Origin of the sequence: Micromonospora sp. NBC_01740, assembly GCF_035920365.1 — a bacterium.
In the GTDB taxonomy this organism is placed as follows: domain Bacteria; phylum Actinomycetota; class Actinomycetes; order Mycobacteriales; family Micromonosporaceae; genus Micromonospora; species Micromonospora reichwaldensis.
The window spans coordinates 5,262,103-5,283,314 of the sequence record NZ_CP109150.1 but is presented as its reverse complement, the minus strand read 5'-3'; the positions used below and the strand labels follow the sequence as shown (position 1 = coordinate 5,283,314).

General features: G+C 74.0%; 17 protein-coding genes. 8 read left to right on the top strand and 9 right to left on the bottom strand.

Annotated features, from left to right (window positions below; genetic code table 11):
• Window positions 1–35 precede the first annotated feature (35 nt).
• The 6 genes from OG989_RS23505 (at window position 36) to OG989_RS23480 (ending at window position 7,275) form a co-directional block, all read left to right on the top strand.
• On the top strand, window positions 36–1,493 hold the full coding sequence (locus tag OG989_RS23505) for an argininosuccinate lyase (RefSeq protein WP_327028467.1): 1,458 nt from the start codon (window positions 36–38) through the stop codon (window positions 1,491–1,493).
• A 40-nt stretch (window positions 1,494–1,533) separates the two neighbouring features.
• Window positions 1,534–2,463, top strand: a complete 930-nt coding sequence (locus tag OG989_RS23500; protein ID WP_225852232.1) for an ROK family protein — start codon at window positions 1,534–1,536, stop codon at window positions 2,461–2,463.
• Window positions 2,464–2,734: 271 nt separating this feature from the next.
• Window positions 2,735–5,155 (top strand): carbohydrate-binding module family 20 domain-containing protein, encoded by a 2,421-nt coding sequence (locus tag OG989_RS23495; protein ID WP_327028466.1) that lies wholly within the window; start codon window positions 2,735–2,737, stop codon window positions 5,153–5,155.
• Window positions 5,156–5,261: 106 nt separating this feature from the next.
• Complete coding sequence (locus OG989_RS23490; RefSeq protein WP_151454956.1) at window positions 5,262–5,915, top strand: hypothetical protein; 654 nt, start codon at window positions 5,262–5,264, stop codon at window positions 5,913–5,915.
• A gap of 43 nt (window positions 5,916–5,958) precedes the next feature.
• Complete coding sequence (locus tag OG989_RS23485) at window positions 5,959–6,603, top strand: dihydrofolate reductase family protein (protein ID WP_151454955.1); 645 nt, start codon at window positions 5,959–5,961, stop codon at window positions 6,601–6,603.
• 111 nt (window positions 6,604–6,714) lie between these two features.
• Window positions 6,715–7,275, top strand: coding sequence for a dihydrofolate reductase family protein (locus tag OG989_RS23480; protein ID WP_151454954.1), 561 nt, complete (start codon window positions 6,715–6,717; stop codon window positions 7,273–7,275).
• Window positions 7,276–7,387: 112 nt separating this feature from the next.
• Here OG989_RS23480 and OG989_RS23475 read toward each other — a convergent pair whose 3' ends face one another.
• From OG989_RS23475 to OG989_RS23465, 3 genes are all read right to left on the bottom strand, one after another.
• Window positions 7,388–7,756, bottom strand: a complete 369-nt coding sequence (locus OG989_RS23475; RefSeq protein WP_370518954.1) for a hypothetical protein — start codon at window positions 7,754–7,756, stop codon at window positions 7,388–7,390.
• A gap of 129 nt (window positions 7,757–7,885) precedes the next feature.
• On the bottom strand, window positions 7,886–8,362 hold the full coding sequence (locus tag OG989_RS23470) for a hypothetical protein (RefSeq protein WP_327028465.1): 477 nt from the start codon (window positions 8,360–8,362) through the stop codon (window positions 7,886–7,888).
• A gap of 136 nt (window positions 8,363–8,498) precedes the next feature.
• Window positions 8,499–8,984, bottom strand: coding sequence for a hypothetical protein (locus tag OG989_RS23465; protein ID WP_327028464.1), 486 nt, complete (start codon window positions 8,982–8,984; stop codon window positions 8,499–8,501).
• Window positions 8,985–9,375: 391 nt separating this feature from the next.
• Here OG989_RS23465 and OG989_RS23460 point away from each other — a divergent pair, with 391 nt between their 5' ends.
• Window positions 9,376–11,808, top strand: a complete 2,433-nt coding sequence (locus OG989_RS23460; protein WP_327028463.1) for a M14 family metallopeptidase — start codon at window positions 9,376–9,378, stop codon at window positions 11,806–11,808.
• A gap of 192 nt (window positions 11,809–12,000) precedes the next feature.
• Window positions 12,001–13,605 (top strand): Na+/H+ antiporter, encoded by a 1,605-nt coding sequence (locus OG989_RS23455; RefSeq protein ID WP_151456285.1) that lies wholly within the window; start codon window positions 12,001–12,003, stop codon window positions 13,603–13,605.
• A gap of 15 nt (window positions 13,606–13,620) precedes the next feature.
• Here OG989_RS23455 and dinB read toward each other — a convergent pair whose 3' ends face one another.
• The 6 genes from dinB to OG989_RS23425 all read right to left on the bottom strand — a co-directional run bounded on the left by dinB (window position 13,621) and on the right by OG989_RS23425 (window position 21,117).
• Window positions 13,621–14,808, bottom strand: a complete 1,188-nt coding sequence (gene dinB / locus OG989_RS23450) for a DNA polymerase IV (RefSeq protein WP_327028462.1) — start codon at window positions 14,806–14,808, stop codon at window positions 13,621–13,623.
• Between the two features lie 103 nt (window positions 14,809–14,911).
• Window positions 14,912–15,436 (bottom strand): GNAT family N-acetyltransferase, encoded by a 525-nt coding sequence (locus OG989_RS23445; protein ID WP_327028461.1) that lies wholly within the window; start codon window positions 15,434–15,436, stop codon window positions 14,912–14,914.
• A gap of 57 nt (window positions 15,437–15,493) precedes the next feature.
• The gene (locus OG989_RS23440; protein ID WP_327028460.1) at window positions 15,494–15,898 is read right to left on the bottom strand and encodes a ribosomal maturation YjgA family protein; all 405 of its coding nucleotides are present in this window, start codon (window positions 15,896–15,898) and stop codon (window positions 15,494–15,496) included.
• Between the two features lie 72 nt (window positions 15,899–15,970).
• Complete coding sequence (locus OG989_RS23435) at window positions 15,971–17,545, bottom strand: FMN-binding glutamate synthase family protein (RefSeq protein WP_151456289.1); 1,575 nt, start codon at window positions 17,543–17,545, stop codon at window positions 15,971–15,973.
• A 104-nt stretch (window positions 17,546–17,649) separates the two neighbouring features.
• Window positions 17,650–18,870: a PP2C family protein-serine/threonine phosphatase gene (locus OG989_RS23430; protein ID WP_151456290.1), complete on the bottom strand. Its 1,221-nt coding sequence runs from the start codon at window positions 18,868–18,870 to the stop codon at window positions 17,650–17,652.
• A gap of 99 nt (window positions 18,871–18,969) precedes the next feature.
• Entirely contained in the window at window positions 18,970–21,117 is a 2,148-nt protein-coding gene (locus tag OG989_RS23425; protein WP_327028459.1) for an amylo-alpha-1,6-glucosidase, read from the bottom strand.
• Between the last annotated feature and the right edge of the window lie 95 nt (window positions 21,118–21,212).

The following is a 21,212-nucleotide window of genomic DNA, read 5'->3' as shown; positions in this document are numbered from 1 at the left end:
CGCCGAGCCCGGCACGGAAGGAAGTAGAGACCGTCATGAGCACACCCGCGCTGACCACCTATCAGCGGCACCACCTCCGGCCGACCTACGACCACCACGTCGGGTACCTCTTCCCGGCGATGGTGCGGGCCAGCCAGGCCCACGTGGTGATGCTGGTCGAGCAGGGGCTGGTGCCCGCCGAGCGGGGCGCCCGGCTGCTGCGCGGGCTGGCCGAGCTGCGCGCCGACACCTCCGGCGCGCCGGAGTTCGACGGCACCTTCGAGGACACCTACTACCTGATGGAGAAGCGGCTGGCGCAGGCGTGCGGCATCCCCACCTCCGAGCTCGACGTGCAGATGGCCCGCAGCCGCAACGACCTCGACGCCGGGGTGTTCCGGATGCTGCTGCGCGAGCAGCTCCTCGGCGTGCTCGACCGGGTGCTCGCCGCCGGCGCGACCGCACTGGACTCCGCGCACCGGTACGCCGACGTGGTGATCACCGGCTACACCCACCGCCGGCCGGCGCAGCCCACCACCATCGGGCACGCCCTCGCCGGCTACGCCGAGGCCCTCGCCGGGGAGGCCGTCGCCTACGCCGAGCTGATCGACCAGCTCAACGTCTCGCCGCTGGGCTCCTGCGCCTTCGCGGGCACCGACCTGGACATCGCCCCCGCCCGGGTGGCCGAGCTGCTCGGCTTCGACGGCCTGGTCACCAACTCGTACGAGGCGGTGGCCGGCGCCGACCACCTCGTGCGGGTCGGCACCCTCAACGCCCAGGCCCTCGCGACCGGCGCCCGGCTGGCCCGCACCCTCATGGACTGGCTGAGCTGGCGCTGGGTGAGCACGCCCGGCGACTTCACCCAGGGCAGCAGCATCATGCCGCAGAAGCGCAACCCGGTGGTGCTGGAGCACCTCGTCTCGATGGCCGGCGCCACCGCCGCCGACGCCGCCAGCGTGCTCAACAACGTCGGCGCCGCCTGGTGGGAGGACTCCAACAACGCCACCACCGACGTGCAGGTGCGGCTCTGGGAGAGCAACGACCGCACCGACCGGTTCTTCGCCCTGCTCGGCGGCTTCCTCGCCGAGATCGAGCCGCTGGAGCCGCCGTCGGCCGAGGAGATCGTCGCCTCCGGCGCCACCACCACCGCCGCGGCCGACGCGCTGACCCGGCACGGGGTGCCGTTCCGGGCCGCTCACTCGGTCGTCGGCCGACTGGTCCGGGGCGGGTCCCCGGCCACCTGGACCGCGCAGACCGTCCGGGCGGCGGCGGAGGGGATCGCCGACGGGCTCGACGACGACGCCGTCGCCGACCTGATCGCCGCCGCCGTACGCCCGGAACTGGTGCTCGACCGCGCCCAGGTGGACGGCCCCGGCGCGGACGCGGTGCGGGCCCAGGTGGCGGTGCTGCGCGGCACGTTCGACGCCGTCGCCGGCCGGCTGGCCGCCGTCCGCGACCGCCTCGCCGCCGCCGACGAGGCGCTGGACGCGGTCGCCGCGCAGGGGGCGGCCCGATGAGCGCGCGGGACGCGGCGGCCGGGGGCGTGGAGGTGGTCCGGTGAGCGTGCGACTCGCCGGCCGGGCCGCCCAGTCCGCGTCGCCGGCCGGCGACGCGGGCGTGCTGCTCGGCATCGACTTCGGCGGCACCAAGATGGCGGTCGGGGTGGCCGACGGCGAGGGCCGGCTGCTGGCCCGCGAGCGGGTGCCGACGTACGCCGAGCGGGGTGCCCCGCAGGCCCTGGACCGCGCCCTGGCGCTGGCCGCGAAGCTGGTGGGGGAGGTCGGCGCGCCGGTCGCGGCGGCCGGGATCGCCTCGCCCGGCGTGGTCCGCTCCGACGGCATCGACCTGGCGCCGAACGTGCCCGGCTGGGACGGGCTGCGCCTGGCCGACGCGGTCCGGGACCGCCTGGCGGTGCCGGCGGTGGCGGTCGACAACGACCTGAACGCCGCCGCCCTGGCCGAGCTGCGGCTCGGCGCGCTCCGCGACGCCGACCCCGGCCTGGTGGTGGGCCTGGGCACCGGCGTGGCGGCGGCGGTCACGGTCCGCGGGTCGGTGCTGGCCGGCCACCACGGGGCGGCCGGCGAGATCGGGTACGCCGTGGCCGGTGGCCCGTGGCCGGGCACGATGCTGGAGCTGGGCTTCTCCGGCCGGGCGCTGGACCGGCTCGCCGAGTCGCTCGGCGTGCCGGGCGGAGCGCGGGGGCTGGCCGCCGCCGCCGAGCGGCCCGGCCCGTCCCGGGACGCGCTGACCGCCCGCGCCGACGAGCTGGCCCGGCACCTGGTCACCTGCTGCCTGCTGCTCGACCCGCAGCGGGTGGTGCTGGTCGGCGGGGTGGCCGGCAACGCGTTGATCCGCGGCCTGCTGGGGGAGCGGATGGCGGCGGTCCTTCCGTACCCGCCGGAGGTGGTGCTGTCGCGGTTCGCCGACGACGCCGCGTTGCTCGGCGCGGTCATCCTCGCCCGCGAGGCGGTGCCGACCCCCCGCTGACCGGCCCGGCCGGTGCCGCCGTCGGGCCCGGCGGCCCTTGCAAGGACTTGCAGAGCGCGGAGCCGACGATCCACCATGGATCGTCGGCTCCGTGGCTTTTGGGGGCTATGGACGAGACCTGTCGGGGCCCATCGGCAATGTTGCCATGAAATTTCGAGAAGTTTGCTGCAAGGTATTGCAGGGCCTGCTGTCGATCGAGCATTGTCTTTGCTACCCGGACGGCCGTCCTCTCGTCAGTGCCTCTTCGTCCCCGGAAGTAGGTCCTTCTGTCATGGCACGATCGACACCGCCCCTACGCGCCCGCATCTCCCGCCTGCTCCTCGCCGCCGTCGTCGTCGCGTCCGGCGCCACCCCGCTCGTGGCGACCGCCGCCGCGCCCGCCCACGCCGCCGTCGCCCTCAACGACAGCGAGGTGACGGCCAACCTGTGGGAGTGGAACTGGAACTCGGTCGCCGCGGCCTGCACCGACCACCTCGGCCCCGCGGGCTACGGCGCCGTCCAGGTCGCGCCGCCCCAGGAGTCGGTGAGCCTGCCCAACAGCGCCGACGGGGCGCACCCCTGGTACGAGGTGTACCAGCCCGTGTCCTACAAGCTGGACAGCCGGTTCGGCAACCGCCAGCAGTTCGCCGCCATGGTCACGGCGTGCCACGCCGCCGGCGTGCGCGTCTACGTCGACGCGGTCGTCAACCACATGGCCGGCGTCAACAACGCGGCCGGCACCGTCGGCTACGCCGGCACCACCTTCACCGGCTACGACTACCCGGCGGTGCCGTACGGCCACGGCGACTTCCACCACCCCGGCGACAACTGCCCGACCTCCGGCGGCATCACCGACTGGAACAACGAGTCCCAGGTGACCAGCTGCGAGCTGCTCTCGCTGTCCGACCTGTACACCGAGAAGGAACAGGTCCGCAACAAGATCGCCGCGTACCTCAACGACCTCATCGGACTGGGCGTGGACGGGTTCCGCGTCGACGCGGTCAAGCACGTCAAGAAGGCCGACTTCGCGGCCATCCTCGGCAAGCTGAACAACACCGTCGCGGAGAACAAGCGCCCGTACGTCGCCCAGGAGATCTTCGACGGCGCCTCCAACGACGCGCTCAAGGCGCGGGCGTTCATCGGCAACGGCGACGTGCTCGACTTCGGGTACGCCAAGGGCCTGCGCTCCAGCTTCCAGGGCTCCATCGCGAACCTCGCCAACGTTCCCAACTGGAACCTCGACGCGCCCAGCGCCAACGTCTTCGCCATGGTCACCAACCACGACCTCGAACGCGACGGGGTGGTGCTGTCCTACAAGAACGGCAGCGACTACACCCTGGCCAACTACTTCGCGCTGGCGTACCCGCACGGCAAGCCCTCGGTCTACGACAGCTTCACCTGGTCGAACCGCAACGAGTCGCCGCCGGCCACCGGCAGCGGCCACGTGACCGACACCGTCTGCGGCGGCGCCTGGACCTGCCTGACCCGGTCCACCGGGATCAAGGGCATGGTCGGCTGGGCCAACACCGCCCGCAACGTCAAGACCATCTCGGACTTCACGGTCGTCAACAGCAACGTCATCGGCTTCCATCGGGGCGACCGCGGGTGGATCGGCATCAACGACTCCGCCGCCGCCAGCACCGCCCAGTTCGTCACCGGCCTCGCCGACGGCGCGTACTGCGACGTCATCTCCGGCGCCGCCACCGCCGCCGGGTGCACCGGCGCCACGGTCACCGTGACCGGCGGCCGGGCCACCGTCACCATCCCCGCCAACGGCGCGGTCGCCATCCACGCCAACGCCCGGGGCGGCCCTGCCGCGAAGGTGGCCACCACGTTCACCGCCACCGCCGCGCTGCCCGCCGACCGCACGCTGCACCTCGTGGGCGACACCCCCGCGCTCGGCAACGGCAACCCGGCCAGCTCCGTGCCGCTCACCCGCACCGCCACCGGCTCCTGGACCACTACCGTCGACCTGCCGGCGGCCACCGCCGTCTCCTACCGGTACCTGGTCAAGAGCGGAACCACGGTGGTCGAGCAGGAGGCCGCCAGCCGCACCTTCACCACCCCCGCCGGCGGTACGACGACCCGGACCGACGCCTACGTGCCGGGGCCCGTGGGGGACACCGTCGCCACGACCTTCACCGTCACCGCCACCGTGGCCGCCGGCCAGGAGGTCTACGTCGTCGGCGGCGTCCCGGCGCTGGGCAACTGGGCGCCGGCGAACGCGGTGCGGCTACCCGCCGCCGGTGGGGTGTTCCGCGGCGTGGTCGACCTGCCCCGGTCCGCCACCGTCGAGTACAAGTTCATCAAGAAGACCGCGGCCGGGGTCGTCACCTGGGAGTCCGGCGCGAACCGGAGCCTCACCACCCCGGCGGGCGGCATCCACACCGTCACCGAGACCTTCCGCGGCGACACCGCCGGGCCGGTCGCCACCGCCTTCCACGCCACCGCCACCACCTCATTCGGCCAGAACGTGTACGTCGTCGGCAACCTGCCCGCCCTCGGCGGCTGGAACCCCGCGAACGCCGTCGCGCTCTCCCCGGCCGACTACCCGATCTGGCGGGCCACCGTCAGCCTGCCGCCGAACACCGCCGTCGAGTACAAGTACCTGAAGAAGAACGCCGACGGCTCCGTCACCTGGGAGTCCGGCGGCAACCGGAGCTTCACCACCCCGGCGGGCGGCACCCACACCCGCACCGACACCTGGCGCTGACGCCACCGGTGGCCGGCCCCGACGGGGCCGGCCACCCGGCCGACCGGCCCGCGCGTCGCCGCTCGCGGGTCGGGCGTCGCCCCCGCGGTGGCTACCATGGCTGCCCATGGACGAGACCTGGCACGCGCTGTGCGCCACCCCGATCGACGAGGTGCGCCGGCGCGCGGCGATCGTCAGCAAGCTCACCTTCCACGCGCCGACCACTGTCGACGGGGCGGAACGGTTCGCCTGGGACGACGGCGGTGGGCAGTCGACCGTGTGGCACTTCGTCCCGGACGGGCGCGCGCTGCTGCTGACTTTCGGCCCCGAGGCGGATCTCAGCGTGGGCTGGGACGAGTACGCCGCGCAGGAGGCGCTCTACGGCGACGTCCCCGAGGACCTGGTCCGCCTGGTGCGCGACCGTCCGGCGAACAAGCGGTTCGGCGCCGTCGTCGACGTGCCGACCGGCCGCACGATCCACTGGGCCTGCGGCGTGTTCTGGTTCGACGGCGAGCAGTGGCGGGTCGCCGAAGGCCTGCTGGACCACTGCGACGAGACCGGCATCGACCCGATGATCGGATCCGAGTTCGCCTACTGCCTGGGCGTCTACCGCTTCGGCCGGGACTTCCTCACCCCGGAGGCCGTCGTCGCGGACACGGAGCACGGCTGGTACGTCGACGCCGACGAGGGCGACGAGCTGCCCGCCGTCCGCGAGATCTTCGCTCGGCACGCCGCAGGGCGCGCGGTCACCCGTCCAGACCCGGTCCGTGACCTATCGTGAGTGCCGAGTGCCGGATCCAACACCAACTCACCGGGGGTGGGACGTGGGCCTGATCCACATCGAACTGTTCGCGACCCTCGACCTCGTCGGGCAGGCGCCCGGTGGCCCCGACGAGGACCCGGTGGGGTTCCCGTTCGGCGGCTGGCAGGCGCCCCTGCTGGACGCGGTCTCCGGGGCGCAGGTCGGTGCCGCCTACGAGGGCACCGACGCCCTCCTGCTCGGCCGGCGGACGTACGACATCTTCGCCGCCTACTGGCCGCACCAGGAGGGCGGCGAGGACGACGAGATCGCCACGCTCTTCAACCGGGTCCCGAAGTACGTGGCCTCCCGCGGCAGGCCCGACCTCTCGTGGGCCGGGTCCACGCAGCTCGGCCCGGATCTGGCCGCCGCGGTACGCGAGATCCGCGACCGGCACGAACACGTGAAGGTCGTCGGGAGCCTGGACCTGGTGCAGACCCTCCTGCGCGAGAAGCTCTTCGACCGTCTCGACCTCTGGGTGCACCCGATCGTGCTCGGCGTCGGGAAGAAGGTGTTCGACGGTGGCGCGGTGCCCACGAACGTCACCCTGCTCGAACCGCCGGTGGCCGGCCCGAAGGGCACCGTCTACCTGCGCTACGGGCTCGCGGACGGCACGCCCGCGACGGGGGACATGAGCGCGCCCGATCGCGGTGCCGGACGCGACGACTGAAGCCGCCCGACAGGTGGCCCGGACGGGCCGCCGGATTGTCGGGCCCTCGTCTCATACTGGCCACCAGGCTGCCCCCGGTCGCACGAGACGACCCGACACCTAGGCGGAGAGATGGCCAAGCTGATCAACACCGACATCGTGTCCCTCGACGGCTACGTCAACGACGAGAACGGCAAGTTCGGCTGGAGCGAGCCGGTCGAGGAGGTGCACCGCTTCCTCAACGACCTGGACCGGGGCATCGGCACCCACCTGTACGGCCGCCGGCTCTACGACGTGATGTCCTATTGGGAGACCGCGCACGAGCAGCCCGGCCACCCCGACTACATCCTCGACTACAGCGAGATCTGGCGCTCCGCCGACAAGATCGTGTATTCGTCCACGCTGGAGGAGCCGCGCAGCGCCCGCACCCGCATCGAGCGCACGTTCGACCCGGAGGCGGTCCGCGCGCTCAAGGAGTCCGCCACGCGCGACCTGGCGATCGGCGGAGCCAACCTGGCCGCCCAGGCCCACCGGGCCGGCCTGGTCGACGAGATCTGCCTCATCATCTGCCCGGTGCTCGTCGGCGGTGGCACGCGCGCCCTCCCCGACCGCGTCCGCCGCAACCTGACCCTGCTCGACCAGCACACCTTCTCGCAGGGCACGATCTTCGCGCGTTACCGCGTGGACGGCTGACCGGCGTCACCGCCAGGACTGCCTGCTCCGGCCGTCGCACCGACCGACCTGGGACGCGCGACGCGGGTGCCCCAGGGCCTGCGGCGTCACCACGACCACTACGACACACTGCCTAGGCTGCCGACGCCGCCCGCGGGTCGTTCGGCCGGATGCGCTGCGTCAACCCGGGCACCGAGAGGTCGGAGCGGCCCTGGCCGCCAGCCGGCCGTGTCGCGTGCGGCGACGGCTGCCCGGAGTCGGTGCGGGCCATGCGCAGGGCGCGCTGAGCGTTGTTCCAGGCCGGGCAGGGCCAGGCCTGGCCCGCGCAGAGCAGGTTGCGGCAACCACCGTCCCCGTCCGGCTCGTGGGCGTCGGCCACGTCGAGGGCGAGCTTCCACAGCAGCGGGTCGGTCACCTCGGCGGGACGGTCTGCCTGACGGTCGGACCGGGCGGTGGTGTCGGACACGAGTTGATCCCCCTTGAGCGCAGGTGCGATCTTCACCTTCTCCAGTTTGCCTGCCGGCGAAACCTCGGCACCCCTTCCAGGCTGCGCAACAGGGCGCCGGACGGCGCGCAGGCCGGGGCCGGGTGAGCCAGATCACGGAGCAGCCGTGCCGAGACGGGCCGGCGGCTAAGGCAGGTCCAACAGTTGCGGTGGCACCTGGCAGACCAGGCCGGTCGAGTTCATGCGGTCGGTGATCGCGACCCCGTCGACGACCGGAACGACGAAGCGGGGCTCGCGACCGGCGGACAGCGCTGCGGCATGGCGCTCCCGGCTGTCGACCAGGGTCTCCCAGTCCGACAGCCAGTCGGCGGTCGGATGGTCGTCGCGCAGCCTGGCTTTTCCCAGGCGTCGTACCTCTGCCACCATGGCGACCACCGCGTCGTTCTGCTGCCGGATCGCGCGTACCTCGGCCTCCGTCGCGGCTTGTGGTGGTGCGGCCCGTACCGCCACGGCGGCCCGCATGGTGGTGCAGGCGCGCTCCGCGACCTCGGCCACCTCGGGGCTGTCGATCAGCCCTGGACGGTCGTGGCCGCCGTACGTGTGGACGAACAGGCCCAGCAGGCACAGGCACGAGGCCACCACGGCGACAGCTGCGGCGATCATGGGGCCGGGTGACGCCCCGGGCTGACGTTCCGGACGGACGTGGGGATCGACACCCGGCGGTGGGGGCGGGAGGGTCACAGGGTCGTCTCCGATCGCCGGTGCAGGCTCTTGGCCGTTCTCCCCGGCGGCCCGGTCGTCACTCGGCGCGGTGCGGGGTTCGCGGCGGCCGGTTCCGGCGCATCCGCAGCGCCGCGACTGCGGCGACGATCAGCAGGACCGCCAGGGCCGGTCCACCCGCGATGACCATGAGCCCCGCTCCGATGTTGGCGCCGATCCCGCCGGCGGTCAGCACCCGCCAGGCGAGGCCGAGGAGGACGCCGGCCGCGACGAGCGGCGCCAGCACCCACCACCACCCGCGATCGAGCCGGCGGCGTGCGGCGGCCCGGATCAACCAGGCGAGCGCGAGGGCGACGCCGACGCACGCCAGGACGCCGACGATCCGGTCTCCCACCGCACCGAGGCTCACCGGCCGGATCGCGTAGTCCAACTCGACGCCCTCGGCGGCGAGCCGTCGGGCCTCGTCGCCGGTCAGGTCCCCGATGAGCCACCAGGCGGCCACCGGGGTGCACAGGACCAGGATGAGCGCGGTGATCGGAGACGTCGGTCGGTGCTGCTTCGTCATGCCTGTGGCCTTCTCCCGGCGATCTTGTCGTACCAGCTCGGGTAAGTATGTGGGTGGCCTCCGGGTGGGGCGTGAGCACACCTACTCAGGGCGGCCCCGCGGGTCGACCGGCGGTGCGGACGGGACATCGACGGGGATTGACAGATCACTTTGTGTGCGCTGAGGATGACTCAATCCACCGACCTCGACCGGAACGGCTCTCGTCCACCAGCCTGACGACGCTTCCGCGTCCGGCGGCGTCGGTCCGTCGCCACCGGACACTGCCATCTCTGCTCCGCCGGGTCGCGCCACCGCAGTCGCGGCGCGCGCCCGGCGGGGCGCAGCCGCGCACCCGGGCGACCCCCTCGGCCATCCCGTCCGGTCACCCTGCCGACACCAGAAGGGCGGACCCATGCGTGATCCCCTAGCTCCCCGGTGGCGACGCCGCCTTCCCGTCCCGGCCGCGCTCGCCGCCGCCACGGCGGTGGTGCTGCTGGTCAGCCCCGCCTCGGCCGTCGTGCCCGCCGCAGTACCCGCCGTCGAGCTGGTCCGCGTCGCCGACGAGGAGGCGGACGTCGTCGAGGTGCTGCTCGCCGGCACCGCCCAACTGGACGCCCTCGTCGCCACCGGCGTCGACCTCGACCACCACGTCACCCGCACCGGGAACGGGGTCGTCGCGCACGCGGTCGTCACCGCCAGCGAGGCCGCGTCGCTGACCAGGGCCGGTTTCACCCTCGGCAAGGTGCTGCACCGTCCCGCCGACGCCCGCGCCCGGGTGGCCGAACGCGAGGCGACCATCGCCGGGCACGTCGCCCAGAACCGTCGGTTCGCCGCCGCGACGGGCGGCCCGAGCGCGTCCGCCGCCTCCGACGTCAAGATCATCCGGGCGGACTACTACACCTCCGGCACGAGCCAGATCCTCTCCGTCGAGGCGAAGTGGGCGCAGGGCCAGACCGCCCCCGACGCCCTCACCGTCGAGCGGGACAGCGGCCCGGGCACCGAGATCGGCTCCGGGGGTACGCAGACGATCTCCCGCTTCGTCGACGCCGGGGTCTACCTCTACCACCGTGGCGCCGCGCCCGTGACCAGCCGGCCCGACCGGATCCGGATCACCAGCCCGACCGGCGACGTGGCCGTGGCCGAGGTCCGGGAGTGGCTGCCCACCTCCGGCGACGGCCCCGAGGGCCCGGGATACCAGAAGGACTTCGTCACCAGCTACCTGACGCCGACCGAGCTGTACGCGCGCATCCACCAGCTGGCCGCCGAGTTCCCCCGGCTGGCCGAGGTCGTCGAACTGCCGCACCGGACCAACGGCTACCGGCGGCACGCCCAGGCGGTACTGGGCACCGCCACCGACAGCCGGGTCGCGGTGGACTCGCTGGCCTGGGGGCACGAGGGCGGCAACGACGTCTCCGTGGAACTGGCCGACCCGGGCGCGGGGGACACGCCGCTGTCGGTGACCGTTGCCGGCGCGGCCGTACGGGTCACGCTCGGCACCGACGGCGAGGGCGCGGTGACCAGCACGGCCACCCAGGTCGTCGCGGCGCTCAACGCCGGGGCCGGGACGCTCGTGCGGGCGTACACCTATCGGGGCAGCCCGGGCGGCGGCGTGGTCGCGCCGGCCGCGCGGACCCCGCTCAGCGACGGCCTGAGCGCGCCGGCGAGCGTCTCCCGCGACCCGCATCCGGTGTACGCCATCCGCATCGGCAAGCACCGCGACGGCTCGAAGCTCGGCGTGCTCGCCTACGCGCAGGAACACGCCCGCGAGTGGGTCCCCCCGCTGGTCACCGTCGAGACCGCCGAGCGGCTGCTGCGCAACTACGCCCACGACGGGCGGACCCGGCAGTTGCTGGACAGCCTCGACATCTGGATCGCCCCCTCGATCAACCCCGACGGCGGCCACTACTCCTTCTACGACTTCAACTCCCAGCGCAAGAACATGACCAACCACTGCCCGACGACCGGTGCGGCCGACTTCCTGGCCCGCAACTCCTGGGGCGTGGACAACAACCGCAACTACACCGAGTACAGCCTCTTCGACGGCTACTCGGGGGCGTCGACGAGCTGCACCAGCGGCACGTACGCCGGACCGGGCGAGCTCTCCGAGCCCGAGAACCGCAACCTCGACTGGCTGGCCTCCCGCCCCAACATCCGCTTCTCGATGAACCTGCACTCCTCGGGCAACTACTTCATGTGGTCGCCGGGGGCGTACGCGCTGCCCGACCGCGTCTCGGCGCCCCGCCCGACGCTCGCCGAGGAGTCGGCGTTCTGGGGCGCGTCGTCGCGGATCCTCGCCGCCATCAAGCGGCACCGCAACATGGCGGTGACCCCGGCGCGCACCGGCCCGATCTCCGACGTGCTCTACTCGGCGGCCGGCAACTCCGGCGACATGCTCTGGTACAAATACGGCATCTACGCCTGGAACTTCGAGGTCGGCACCTCCTTCCAGCCCGAGTGGGACGAGGCGCACGCCGAGGCGCTGGAGTTCGCCAACGGCCTGGTCGAGCTGATGCGGGTGGCCCGGGACTTCGCCAGGGACCGGACCAGGCCGAGCAGCACGCTCGCGGTGGCGCCCAGCGCGACGCCGGGCATGGTGGAGGTGACCTTCTCCACCAGCGAGCCGGCCGCCGTCTTCTACACCCTCGACCGCGCCGCCCCCACGTACGCGTCGAAGCTCTACGGCTCGGCCGGCATCCGGGAGGGCGGCGAGACGCTGACCGTCCCGGCGGGAACGCGGATCCACTGGTTCTCGGTGGACTCGGCGGGCAACGTCGAGAACAACTACCGCCCCGACGGCAACGGCCGCAACTACCGCAAGGGCACCGCCGTACCGCCGAGGCGCTGACGACCGGGTCACTGACGGGGGGTGCGTCGGGGTCCACCCGGTGCACCCCCGCCGCCTGCCGCCCCCCACCCGGGGCGTGGCGGGCCCGCCGTCCCGCCCCGGGCGGGGGGAGGCGCGCCCCGCCGGCGACCGCCGCATGATCGGTTACGGTGATGGCCGGGGCGGAGGCCGACAGCGGGAGGGACCGGCGGGATGGGCGAGCTGGTGGCGTTGGCCCTCGGCGGCCTGGTCGTGGTAGTCCTGACCAACGCCGTGGCGCGCCGCACCCACCTGCCGGCGTCGGTGCTGCTGGTGCTCGCCGGGGTCGGCTACGGCTACCTGCCCGGCCCGAACCTGGAACTCGATCCCGAGGTCGTGCTCTACCTCGTCATCCCCCCGCTGCTCTACGGCGCCGCCCTGCAGTCGAGCCTGACCGCGCTGCGCCGCAACGCCCGGACCGTGATCGGCCTGTCGGTGGCGCTCGTCCTGGTCACGGCGCTCGCCGTGGGTTTCGGGCTCAACGCGGTGGTGGCCGCCGTCCCGCTGAGCTTCGCCATCGCGGTCGGCGCGGCGGTCTCCCCGCCGGACCCGGTGGCGGCGCTGTCGATCGGCCGACGTGCCGGCATGTCGCCCCGACTGACCACGCTGGTCGAGGGGGAGGGGCTGCTCAACGACGCGACCGCCCTGACGATCCTGCAGGTCGCCGTGGCGACGGCGATCGGCGGCAGGTTCTCCGTCGGGCACGCCGTGGGCGACTTCCTGTTCGTCGCCGCCGGTGGGCTGGCCGTCGGCATGGCCGTCGCGTGGGTCATCGCGTACCTGCGGAAGATGGCCTCCGATCCGCTGACCGACAACGCCCTGTCCCTGGGCACCCCGTTCGCCGCCTACGTGGCGGCCGAGAGCCTGCACGTCTCCGGCGTGCTGGCGGTCGTCGTGGCCGGCCTCTGGCTGGGCCACCGCAGCGCGTCCCTGCAGTCCAGCGGCGCGCGGTTGCAGACCCGTTCGGTCTGGCACCTGGTGGAGTACCTCCTCGAGGGCTACGTGTTCCTGCTCATCGGCCAGCAGTTGCCCGCCGTCGTACGCGGGCTGGCCGCCTACGACCTCGGCACCGTCGTCGCGGCGGGGGCCGTCACCGTCGGCATCGTGCTGCTGGTGCGTCCGTTGTGGCTGCTGGCCGCCGCGCACCTGCCCGCCCGGATGCACGCCCGCCTCGGCGGCGACCCCCGTCCCGACAACCCGCCGTTGTCCGGTCGGGAACTGCTCGCGCTGAGCTGGGCGGGCACCCGGGGCGTCATCACCCTCGCAGCGGCGTTCACGCTGCCCGCGAGCACGCCCGCCCGGGACCTGCTGCTGTTCTGCGCGTACCTGGTCGTGCTGGTCACGCTCGTCGGTCAGGGCCTGACCTTCGCGCCGCTGCTGCGCCGGCTGCGGCTGCCGGGCACCGCCGTCAGCCGGGCGTTGACCCGCAACGAGGCGCGCGCCGCGGCGGTGCAGGCCGCCCTCGACCGGCTGACCGCCCTGGCCGAGGCCGACCCGGGCGTACGCGACGTCGCCGCCCCGCTGCGCCGGGCCGCCGAGGGCCGGCACAAGCGCTACACCGAACGGGTCGCACTGCTCTCCCACGTCGAGGACCAGGTGCTGCCGGTGGACGACCGCTACCGGGCGGCCCTGCTGGCCCGCCGGGAGATGATCGCCGCCGAGCGGGACGAACTGCTCGCCTGGCGGGACGCGGGTCGCCTCGCCGACGCCGACATGCGCATCCTGGAGCGGGAGCTGGACCACGAGGAGAGCGTCCTGCCGCCGTTGCCCCCGTCCTGACTCGCCGCCCCGGGCTCAGTCCGGCAGCAGCGGCATCTCCAGGCTGGGGTCCCGGCCGAGCAGCACCGCCCGGGTGAGCGCCCCCGACCCGAACCGGTCGCGGACCGCGTCCACGGCCGCGTCCAGGTCCGCCCCCGGATCGCGGTCGAACGGCAGCGGCGGCTGGACGGGGGAGTCGTCCAGGTTCCCGACCGACACGCCGAGCAGGGTCACGCCCCGCCGTTCGATCTCGGGCAGTGCGGCCCGCAGCAGCGCCCGCGCCGCGGCGAGCAGCGGGGCCGTGTGGGCGGTCGCCTTGGCCACCGTGTGGGAGCGGGTCGCGCGGGTGTAGTCGCCGAACCGCAGGCGCAGCGTCACCGTCCGGCCGGCCCGCGTCGCCGCCCGCATCCGCCGGGTCACCCGGTCGACCAGGCCGGCGAGGACCGCCTCCAACTCGGCGGGGGAGTGCGGAACGGCGGCGAGGGCGTGCTGCGCCCCCATCGACCCGCGCCGGCGGCCGACCTGCACCGGCCGGGGGTCGCGGTTGTGCGCCAGGGCGTGCAGGTGCCGACCGGCGCCCGCGCCGAGCAGCGAGACCAGCGTCGCCTCGCCGAGGCGGGCGACCTGCCCGACCGTACGGATGCGCCGCTCGCGCAGCTTCGTCGCGGTCACCGGCCCGACGCCCCACAGCCGCTCCACCGGCAGCGGATGCAGGAACGCCAGCTCCCCGTCCGGCGGGACGACCAGCAGTCCGTCGGGCTTCGCGACGCCGCTGGCCACCTTGGCGAGGAACTTCGTGCGGGCCACGCCCACCGTGATCGGCAGGCGGACCTCCTCGCGTACGTCCCGGCGCAGCCGGGCGGCGATGTCGGCGGGCGGGCCGACCAGCCGGCGCAGCCCGCCCACGTCGAGGAACGCCTCGTCGATGGAGAGCCCCTCGACGATCGGGGTGGTCCGCCGGAAGATCTCGAACACCGCGCGGCTTGCCGCCGTGTAGGCCGCCATCCTCGGCGGCACGACGATCGCCTCGGGGCAGAGCCGCCGGGCCTGCCGGCCGCCCATCGCGCTGCGGACGCCGCGGGCCTTCGCCTCGTAGCTGCACGCGAGGACCACGCCCCCGCCGACGATCACCGGCCGGCCGCGCAGGCGCGGATCGTCCCGCTGCTCGACCGACGCGTAGAACGCGTCCAGGTCGGCGTGCAGGATCCTGGCCTCTCGCGACACGAACACATGTTCGCACGCAGACTCGCGAAGGTGGTACTGACCTGCCCGAACAGCGTCGGGCGAGCGTCCTCGGAGGTGTGCCCGTGACCGCGCGACCGACGGCCTACAGCTCGTCGAACGGGCGGGCGTAGCTGAACCCGCCGCGGATCGACGACCGCCACGCGCTCAGCGGGCGGGCCATGAAGTATCGCGGCCCCCACGGCTGCGGCGGGGTGACGCCGAGGTCGACCGCCGGGCGGAACCCGAAGCGCGGGTAGTAGTCGGGGTGTCCGAGCAGCACCACCAGGGCCTCCTCGCGCGCGTCGGCCGCGCCGAGCACGGCGTGCATCAGCGCGGAGCCGACCCCGCGCCGCTGCCAGTCCGGCAGCACGCCGAGCGGGCCCAACCCCAGCGCGACCGGCTCGCCGGCGACCCGGCCACGGGTGCACACCACGTGCCCGACCACCCGCCCGGCGTCGTCGGCCGCGACGAGGGAGAGGGCCGGCAGCCACCCGTCGTCCGCCCGCAGCGCGTCCACCAACCCCGCCTCGACGGGTACGGCGTCCGGCTTCTCCGGGTCGGCGAAGGCGGCCAGGTGCACCGCCCGGATCGCGTCGACGTCGGCGGGGGTCTCGCGTCTGATCAGCACCGGGCCACGATAGGTGCGGTCGTGCACCCGACGCGCGCCATTAACGGCGTCGCCCGCTCACACCGTGGTCCGCCGACGCCGGGCGCGGGCGGCGACGATCCGGTGCACCGCCACCAGCGGGAGCACCCCGACCGGGTACCAGGCGAGATCGACCGGGTCGAACTGCGCCCCGAGCGCGAGCCGTGCCAGCGGGCTGCGCGCCGACAGCGCCGCCGGTACCCCGGTCAACTGCGACAACTCGACCGCCCAGCAGAAGGCGACCGCGACCGCGCCGGCCACCGGCGGCGACAGCCGCGGCCGGAGGAACAACACGCCGGCCCAGACCACGCAGGCGTACAGCGCGGTGCCGGAGTGCTGTTCGAGGCCGCCGCCGGCCGCCGCGCGCACGACGAGGGCGACGAGCACGAAGAGGACGGCCGCGGCGAGCATCAGGATCCGGCACCGCCGAGGGGTGATCGACATTCCGGCGATGCTAGGCGTCCTCCCGCGGCGGCCAGGAACTCCGCGCGTACTCGTGCGGCGCGTCGCGGCGGGTCAGGACATCGCGGTCGGCGACGGCGGGGCGGTGCCGCCCTGCGGGGCCTCCGCCGTCATCAGCCGGGCGATCTGCGCCCGGTCGGCGGCGGACGGCAGGCCCCACCCGGGGCGGTAGCCGTACACCTCGTGCAGGGGGTGCGAGGCGGTCCGGCCGTCGAGGATCTCGATCGCGTCGGTGTCGATGAGGCCCGGGTGCTCGACGCCGCACGCCTCGGCGACCTTGACCAGGTCGCGGCGCAGCGTCCGGATGTAGTTGGCCGCGCGGACCGACTTCGAGCCCGGGTCCACGCCCCGGGCGAGCCACTGGTTCTGGGTGGCGACGCCGGTGGGGCAGGTGTCGGTGTGGCACTTCTGGGCCTGGATGCAGCCGATCGCCAGCATCGCCTCCCGGCCGACGTTGACCATGTCGCAGCCGAGCGCGAACGCCACCACCGCGTTGTCGGGCAGGCCGAGCTTGCCGGCGCCGACGAACACCACCTGCTCGTGCAGGTCGCGCTCGGCGAAGACCTTGTAGACCCGGGTGAAGCCCTGCTGGAACGGCAGCGACACCGAGTCCGTGAAGATCAGTGGCGCGGCGCCGGTGCCGCCCTCGCCGCCGTCGATGGTGACGAAGTCGACCCCACGCCCGGTGTCGCGCATCAGGGTGGTCAGCTCCTCCCAGAAGCCGAGGTCGCCCACCGCGGACTTGATGCCTACCGGCAGGCCCGTCTCGGCGGCGAGCAGCTCCACCCAGTCGAGCAGGCTGTCGCAGTCGGAGAACTCGGCGTGCCGCGACGGGCTGACGCAGTCGCGCCCCTGCGGGATGCCCCGGGTCGCCGCGATCTCCGCGGAGACCTTGGCCGCCGGCAGCAGGCCGCCGAGGCTGGGCTTCGCGCCCTGGCTGAGCTTGATCTCCAGCGCCCGCACCGGCGCGCCGGCGACCAGGTCCCTGAGCCGGTCCAGGCTGAACCGGCCGCGTTCGTCGCGGCAGCCGAAGTACGCGGTGCCGATCTGGAAGACCAGGTCACCGCCCTTGCGGTGGTACGGCGACAGCCCGCCCTCGCCGGTGTTCTGGAAACAGCCGGCCAGGGCGGCGCCCCGGTTGAGCGCCTCGACGGCGTTGCCGGACAACGAGCCGAAGCTCATCCCGGAGATGTTCACCACCGACTCGGGCCGGAACGCGTGGGCGCGGCCCCGCGCGGCGCCGAGCACCTTGGCGCACGGCAGTCGCACGTCGTGTCCGGCGCCCGGTGTCGACGGCGGGACGGCCCGGCCGAAGGTGCGGTGCTTGATGATCGGATATCCGGGCGTGAATTCGATGTCGTTGTCGGTGCCGAAGCCGAAGTAGTTGTTCTGCTGCTTCGCCGACGCGTACACCCAGCGGCGCTGGTCGCGGGTGAACGGCCGTTCCTCGTTGTTGCCCGCGACGATGTACTGGCGCAGCTCCGGCCCGATGGACTCCAGCAGGTACCGGGCCCGGCCGAGGACCGGGAAGGTACGCAGCAACGCGTGGTCGCGCTGGATCAGGTCACGCGCGGCGAGGGCCGCGACGGCGGCGACGGCGGCGGGTACGGCTCGGCTTGCCCACTTCATGCCCGCCACTCTTTCCGCGATCGCGTCCCGCCAAACGGGCCGGCGACCACGCGGGTGGCGTCGTCCGTCCGGACGGCGCACCTGGGCGCGGGCGGCCTGACGGATCAGTGCGGGGTCAGGAGCCGGTGGACGACGAGCATGGCGATGTCGTCGGTCGGCTGCTCGGCGCCGAGGGCGTCCATGACCTCGGCGCACACCTGCTCGGCCGGTGCCGGCCGGACCACATGGGCGAGCTGGTCGAGACCGACGTCGATGACCTCGTGGCGGCGTTCGACGAGGCCGTCGGTGAAGCAGACGAGCACCGCGCCCGGCGGGAAGTCCACCTCCGCCTGCTGCCGGGGCGGCGGCCGGCGACCCGTGCCGAGCGGGGGATCGGCGTGGACCGGGACGGGCGCGCCCCGCTGGCCCGGCACGGCGAGGACGGGGCGCAGGTGCCCGGCGGCGGAGAGCCGGATGCGGGTCCGGTCGGGGGAGACCATGGCGTAGAGCGCCGTGGTGAGGTTTCCGGCCTCGAAGTGGCTGACCTTGCGGTCGAGGAGCGTCAACGCCTCCGCCGGGTCGTCGCAGACCAGCGCGTAGGCGCGCAGCGCGCTGCGGACGCGCCCCATGACCACGGCCGACTGCAGGCCGTGGCCCGACACGTCGCCGATGACCAGGCCCAGCCAGCCCGAGGGCAGGACGAACACGTCGTACCAGTCGCCGCCGATTCCGGCGACGTGCCCGGGCACGTACCGGGCGGCCATGTCCAGGCCCGGCAGGCGGGGCAGTCGGGCGGGCAGCAGGCTGCGTTGCAGGGCGAGGGCGGCGTTGTGGTCGAGGTTGTGGGACCGGGCGAGGTTGGCCAGGCTGGCCCGGTCGGCGACCAGCTCCAGCAGGCGTACGTCGTCGGTGGTGAACCGGCGGTGGCCCAGCGTGCCCACGTGCAACACGCCGATCAGCTCGCCCCTGGCGAACATCGGCACGCCGAGCAGCGACCGCAGCCCCATCGACAGCAGGACCGGGTTGACCACGACGTCGGGGGTGACCTCCTCGATGATCACCGGCCGTCCGGTCAGGGCGATCCGGCCGGCGAACCCGCGGCCCACGGAGACGCGGAACCCCTGCCGGACCTCCTCCTCCAGCCCCTTGGCCGCGGTGGCCACGAGCTGCTGGGAGTGCGTGTCCAGCATGAGGATGGCCGCCGTGTCGACGTCGAGCAGGTCCCGGACGCGGTCGAGGAGTTCGTCGAAGAGGTCGGCCGCGTCGAGACGGGACAGCGTCGCGTCGGTCACGGCCTCGATGCGGCGCAACCGTTCGTCGTCCTGGATGAGCCCCTGATCGGCCACCACCGGATCCTAGCCCTGACGGCTGCGGACGCCGATTCCGCGTTGTGCCGGCCGGCCCGGGCGCGGCGTCTCCACGGACCTGGTCCGGGCATCGGCCGGTCAGGACCGGCGGTGGGTCGCCGAGGCCTGGAGCGTGGGCCGGCGGACCACCGCGATCCGGTCGCCCCGGGCGCGCAGCGACGTGCGCCCGCCGCGCCCGCGGCGTACGGTCAGGTCGACGGTGCGCCCGCCCACGCGCACGCCCTCCAGCGTGAGGTCCGGCAGCCACTCCGGCAGGTGCGGGTCGACGAATATCGTCCGCAGCGGCGCGGCCGGGCGCAGCGCCAACAGCGCCTGGACCAGCGCGACGACCGCGCTGGCGGACCAGGCCTGCGGGGAGCAGGAGTCCGGGTAGACGCCCGGGTGCGGATGGGCGTCGTCGCGGGGCAGTCCGCTGAGCACCTCCGGCAGGCGATGCTCCGTGAAGAGCGCCGCCGCGGAGAACATCCCCTCCGCGAGCCGGTGCAGGTGTTCCCAGCAGCCGTACCGGGCCAGCCCCAGGCCGATCGTGCCCGCCTCGACCGGCCAGACGCTGCCCCGGTGGTAGCTGAACGGGTCGTACGCCGGGTGTGCCGAGGACAGGGTGCGCACCCCCCAGCCGCTGAACATGTCGGGGGCGAGCAGCCGGTCGGCGACGAGGGGCGCGATGCGGGCGGGCACGATCCCCGTGGCCAGCAGGTGGCCGTCGTTGGAGTTGACCGAGCGCACCTGCCGCTTGTCCGGCCCCAGCGCCAACGCGTGGTAGCCCCGGTCCGGCATCCAGTAGGCCCGGTGGAAGCGGCGCCGCAGGGCGGCGGCCCGGCGGACCAGCCCGGCGCCGTACGCGGGGTGACCGGTCGCGGCGAACACCACCCCGGCGTGCCGCAGGGCGGCGTACCAGTACGCCTGCAACTCGCTGGTCGCGATCGGGTTCGGCACCACCTCGCCGTGCTCGTCGACGATGGCGGTGTCCGAGTCCTTCCACCCCTGGTTCTTCAGGCCGGCGGGGGACCGGCGGTGGTATTCGAGGAAGCCGTCCCGGTCGAGGTCGCCGAACCGGTCGATCCAGCCCAGCACGCGCCGCGCGGTCGGCAGCAGGTCCCGTACCGTGTCGAGGTCCCCGGTCCAGGCCAGGTACTGGCCGAGGAAGACCAGGAAGTCCGGCGCGGTCGACCAGTCGCCGTAGTAGCTGTCGAACGGGTCGATACCGAGCGTGGACACCGGGCCCCGCCGGGCCTCGTGCAACGGCTTGCCGGGCTCCTCGTCGCGCCAGTCGTCGATGCGCCGCCCGAGGTGGTGGGCGTTGAGCCGCAGGCTGTCCGCCAGCATCGTCGGCCCGGCGAGCAGGGACTGCCACGAGGCGGTCATCGTGTCGCGGCCGAAGATCTCCTGGTAGATGGGCAGGCCGGCCATGGGCGCCGTCGGCCCGTCCGGTTCTCCCAGCGGCAGCACGGCCAGGTCGTCGACCGCGCACCGCCAGGCGGCGGTGACGTCGAAGTTGCTGCTGGCGAGCCGGGCGAGTTCGCGGGCCAGGGTGCCGCGGGCGCGCGCGGCCGCGTCGTCCGGCTCGGCGAAGGTCGGCGGCGGTGCGGCGAGGCGCTGCCCGTCGAAGACGGGTTCGACGAGGAGTTCCACCCGGCGGGACCCCCGGGGCGGCACCGCGAGGTCGACCGTCAGGGTGGCGTCGGCGTACCGGACGGGCGTGTCGGCCCGTACGCCGATCGCCACCGCCCGGTCGAGGCCGTCGCACCGGTAGGTCAGGCGGAGCTCCCGGTCCTGGTCGTTCCAGCTCGCGTCGACTGTGCCGGACTGCACCCGGCGGCCGGTCTCGGCCTCGCTGGTGTCGGCGAAGTCGGCGGCGAGGTGGATCCGCAGCCGCAGGTCCAGGGGCACGGCCGCGTAGCTGACCACGGTCAGCCGGGTCCGCAGGCCCGCGCCGACGAAGCGCTCCACCAGCAGGTAGGCCGCGCGGGAGGGCAGCGTGTCGCCGTCGCCGAGGGCGGCGTACGAGAGCTGGGCGTGCCCCGCCACGTTGGCTGTGCTGAACGGGACCGGCTCGTGGCCGTCCACGCTGAGGCGTTCGGTGCTGAGGACCCGGGTGTTGCGGGCGAAGAAGCCCTGCGGGTCGGCGCCGGTGATCCGGCCGCGGACGTCGGTCACCAGGGTGCTCCAGCCGCTCGCCACGTAGAGCAGGTCCGGGCGGACGCGCAGGTTCCGGACCCGGGTCATCGCGGCCGGGGCGCGCCCGGGCGGGGGCGGGCGCGCCGGGCGGGGCGAGCGGGCTGCGGGTGCGCGGGCGGCGACAGCATCGGGTGCACCCCTCC

What these genes read in the sequence shown, in the direction of transcription:
- OG989_RS23490 (WP_151454956.1), top strand. Translation starts at nt 5,262, where the DNA reads ATGGACGAGACCTGGCACGCGCTGTGCGCCACCCCGATCGACGAGGTG.
- OG989_RS23495 (WP_327028466.1), top strand. Translation starts at nt 2,735, where the DNA reads ATGGCACGATCGACACCGCCCCTACGCGCCCGCATCTCCCGCCTGCTC.
- OG989_RS23465 (WP_327028464.1), bottom strand. Translation starts at nt 8,984, where the DNA reads ATGACGAAGCAGCACCGACCGACGTCTCCGATCACCGCGCTCATCCTG.
- OG989_RS23470 (WP_327028465.1), bottom strand. Translation starts at nt 8,362, where the DNA reads ATGATCGCCGCAGCTGTCGCCGTGGTGGCCTCGTGCCTGTGCCTGCTG.
- OG989_RS23425 (WP_327028459.1), bottom strand. Translation starts at nt 21,117, where the DNA reads ATGACCCGGGTCCGGAACCTGCGCGTCCGCCCGGACCTGCTCTACGTG.
- OG989_RS23480 (WP_151454954.1), top strand. Translation starts at nt 6,715, where the DNA reads ATGGCCAAGCTGATCAACACCGACATCGTGTCCCTCGACGGCTACGTC.
- OG989_RS23505 (WP_327028467.1), top strand. Translation starts at nt 36, where the DNA reads ATGAGCACACCCGCGCTGACCACCTATCAGCGGCACCACCTCCGGCCG.
- OG989_RS23460 (WP_327028463.1), top strand. Translation starts at nt 9,376, where the DNA reads ATGCGTGATCCCCTAGCTCCCCGGTGGCGACGCCGCCTTCCCGTCCCG.
- OG989_RS23440 (WP_327028460.1), bottom strand. Translation starts at nt 15,898, where the DNA reads ATGTCGATCACCCCTCGGCGGTGCCGGATCCTGATGCTCGCCGCGGCC.
- OG989_RS23435 (WP_151456289.1), bottom strand. Translation starts at nt 17,545, where the DNA reads ATGAAGTGGGCAAGCCGAGCCGTACCCGCCGCCGTCGCCGCCGTCGCG.
- OG989_RS23455 (WP_151456285.1), top strand. Translation starts at nt 12,001, where the DNA reads ATGGGCGAGCTGGTGGCGTTGGCCCTCGGCGGCCTGGTCGTGGTAGTC.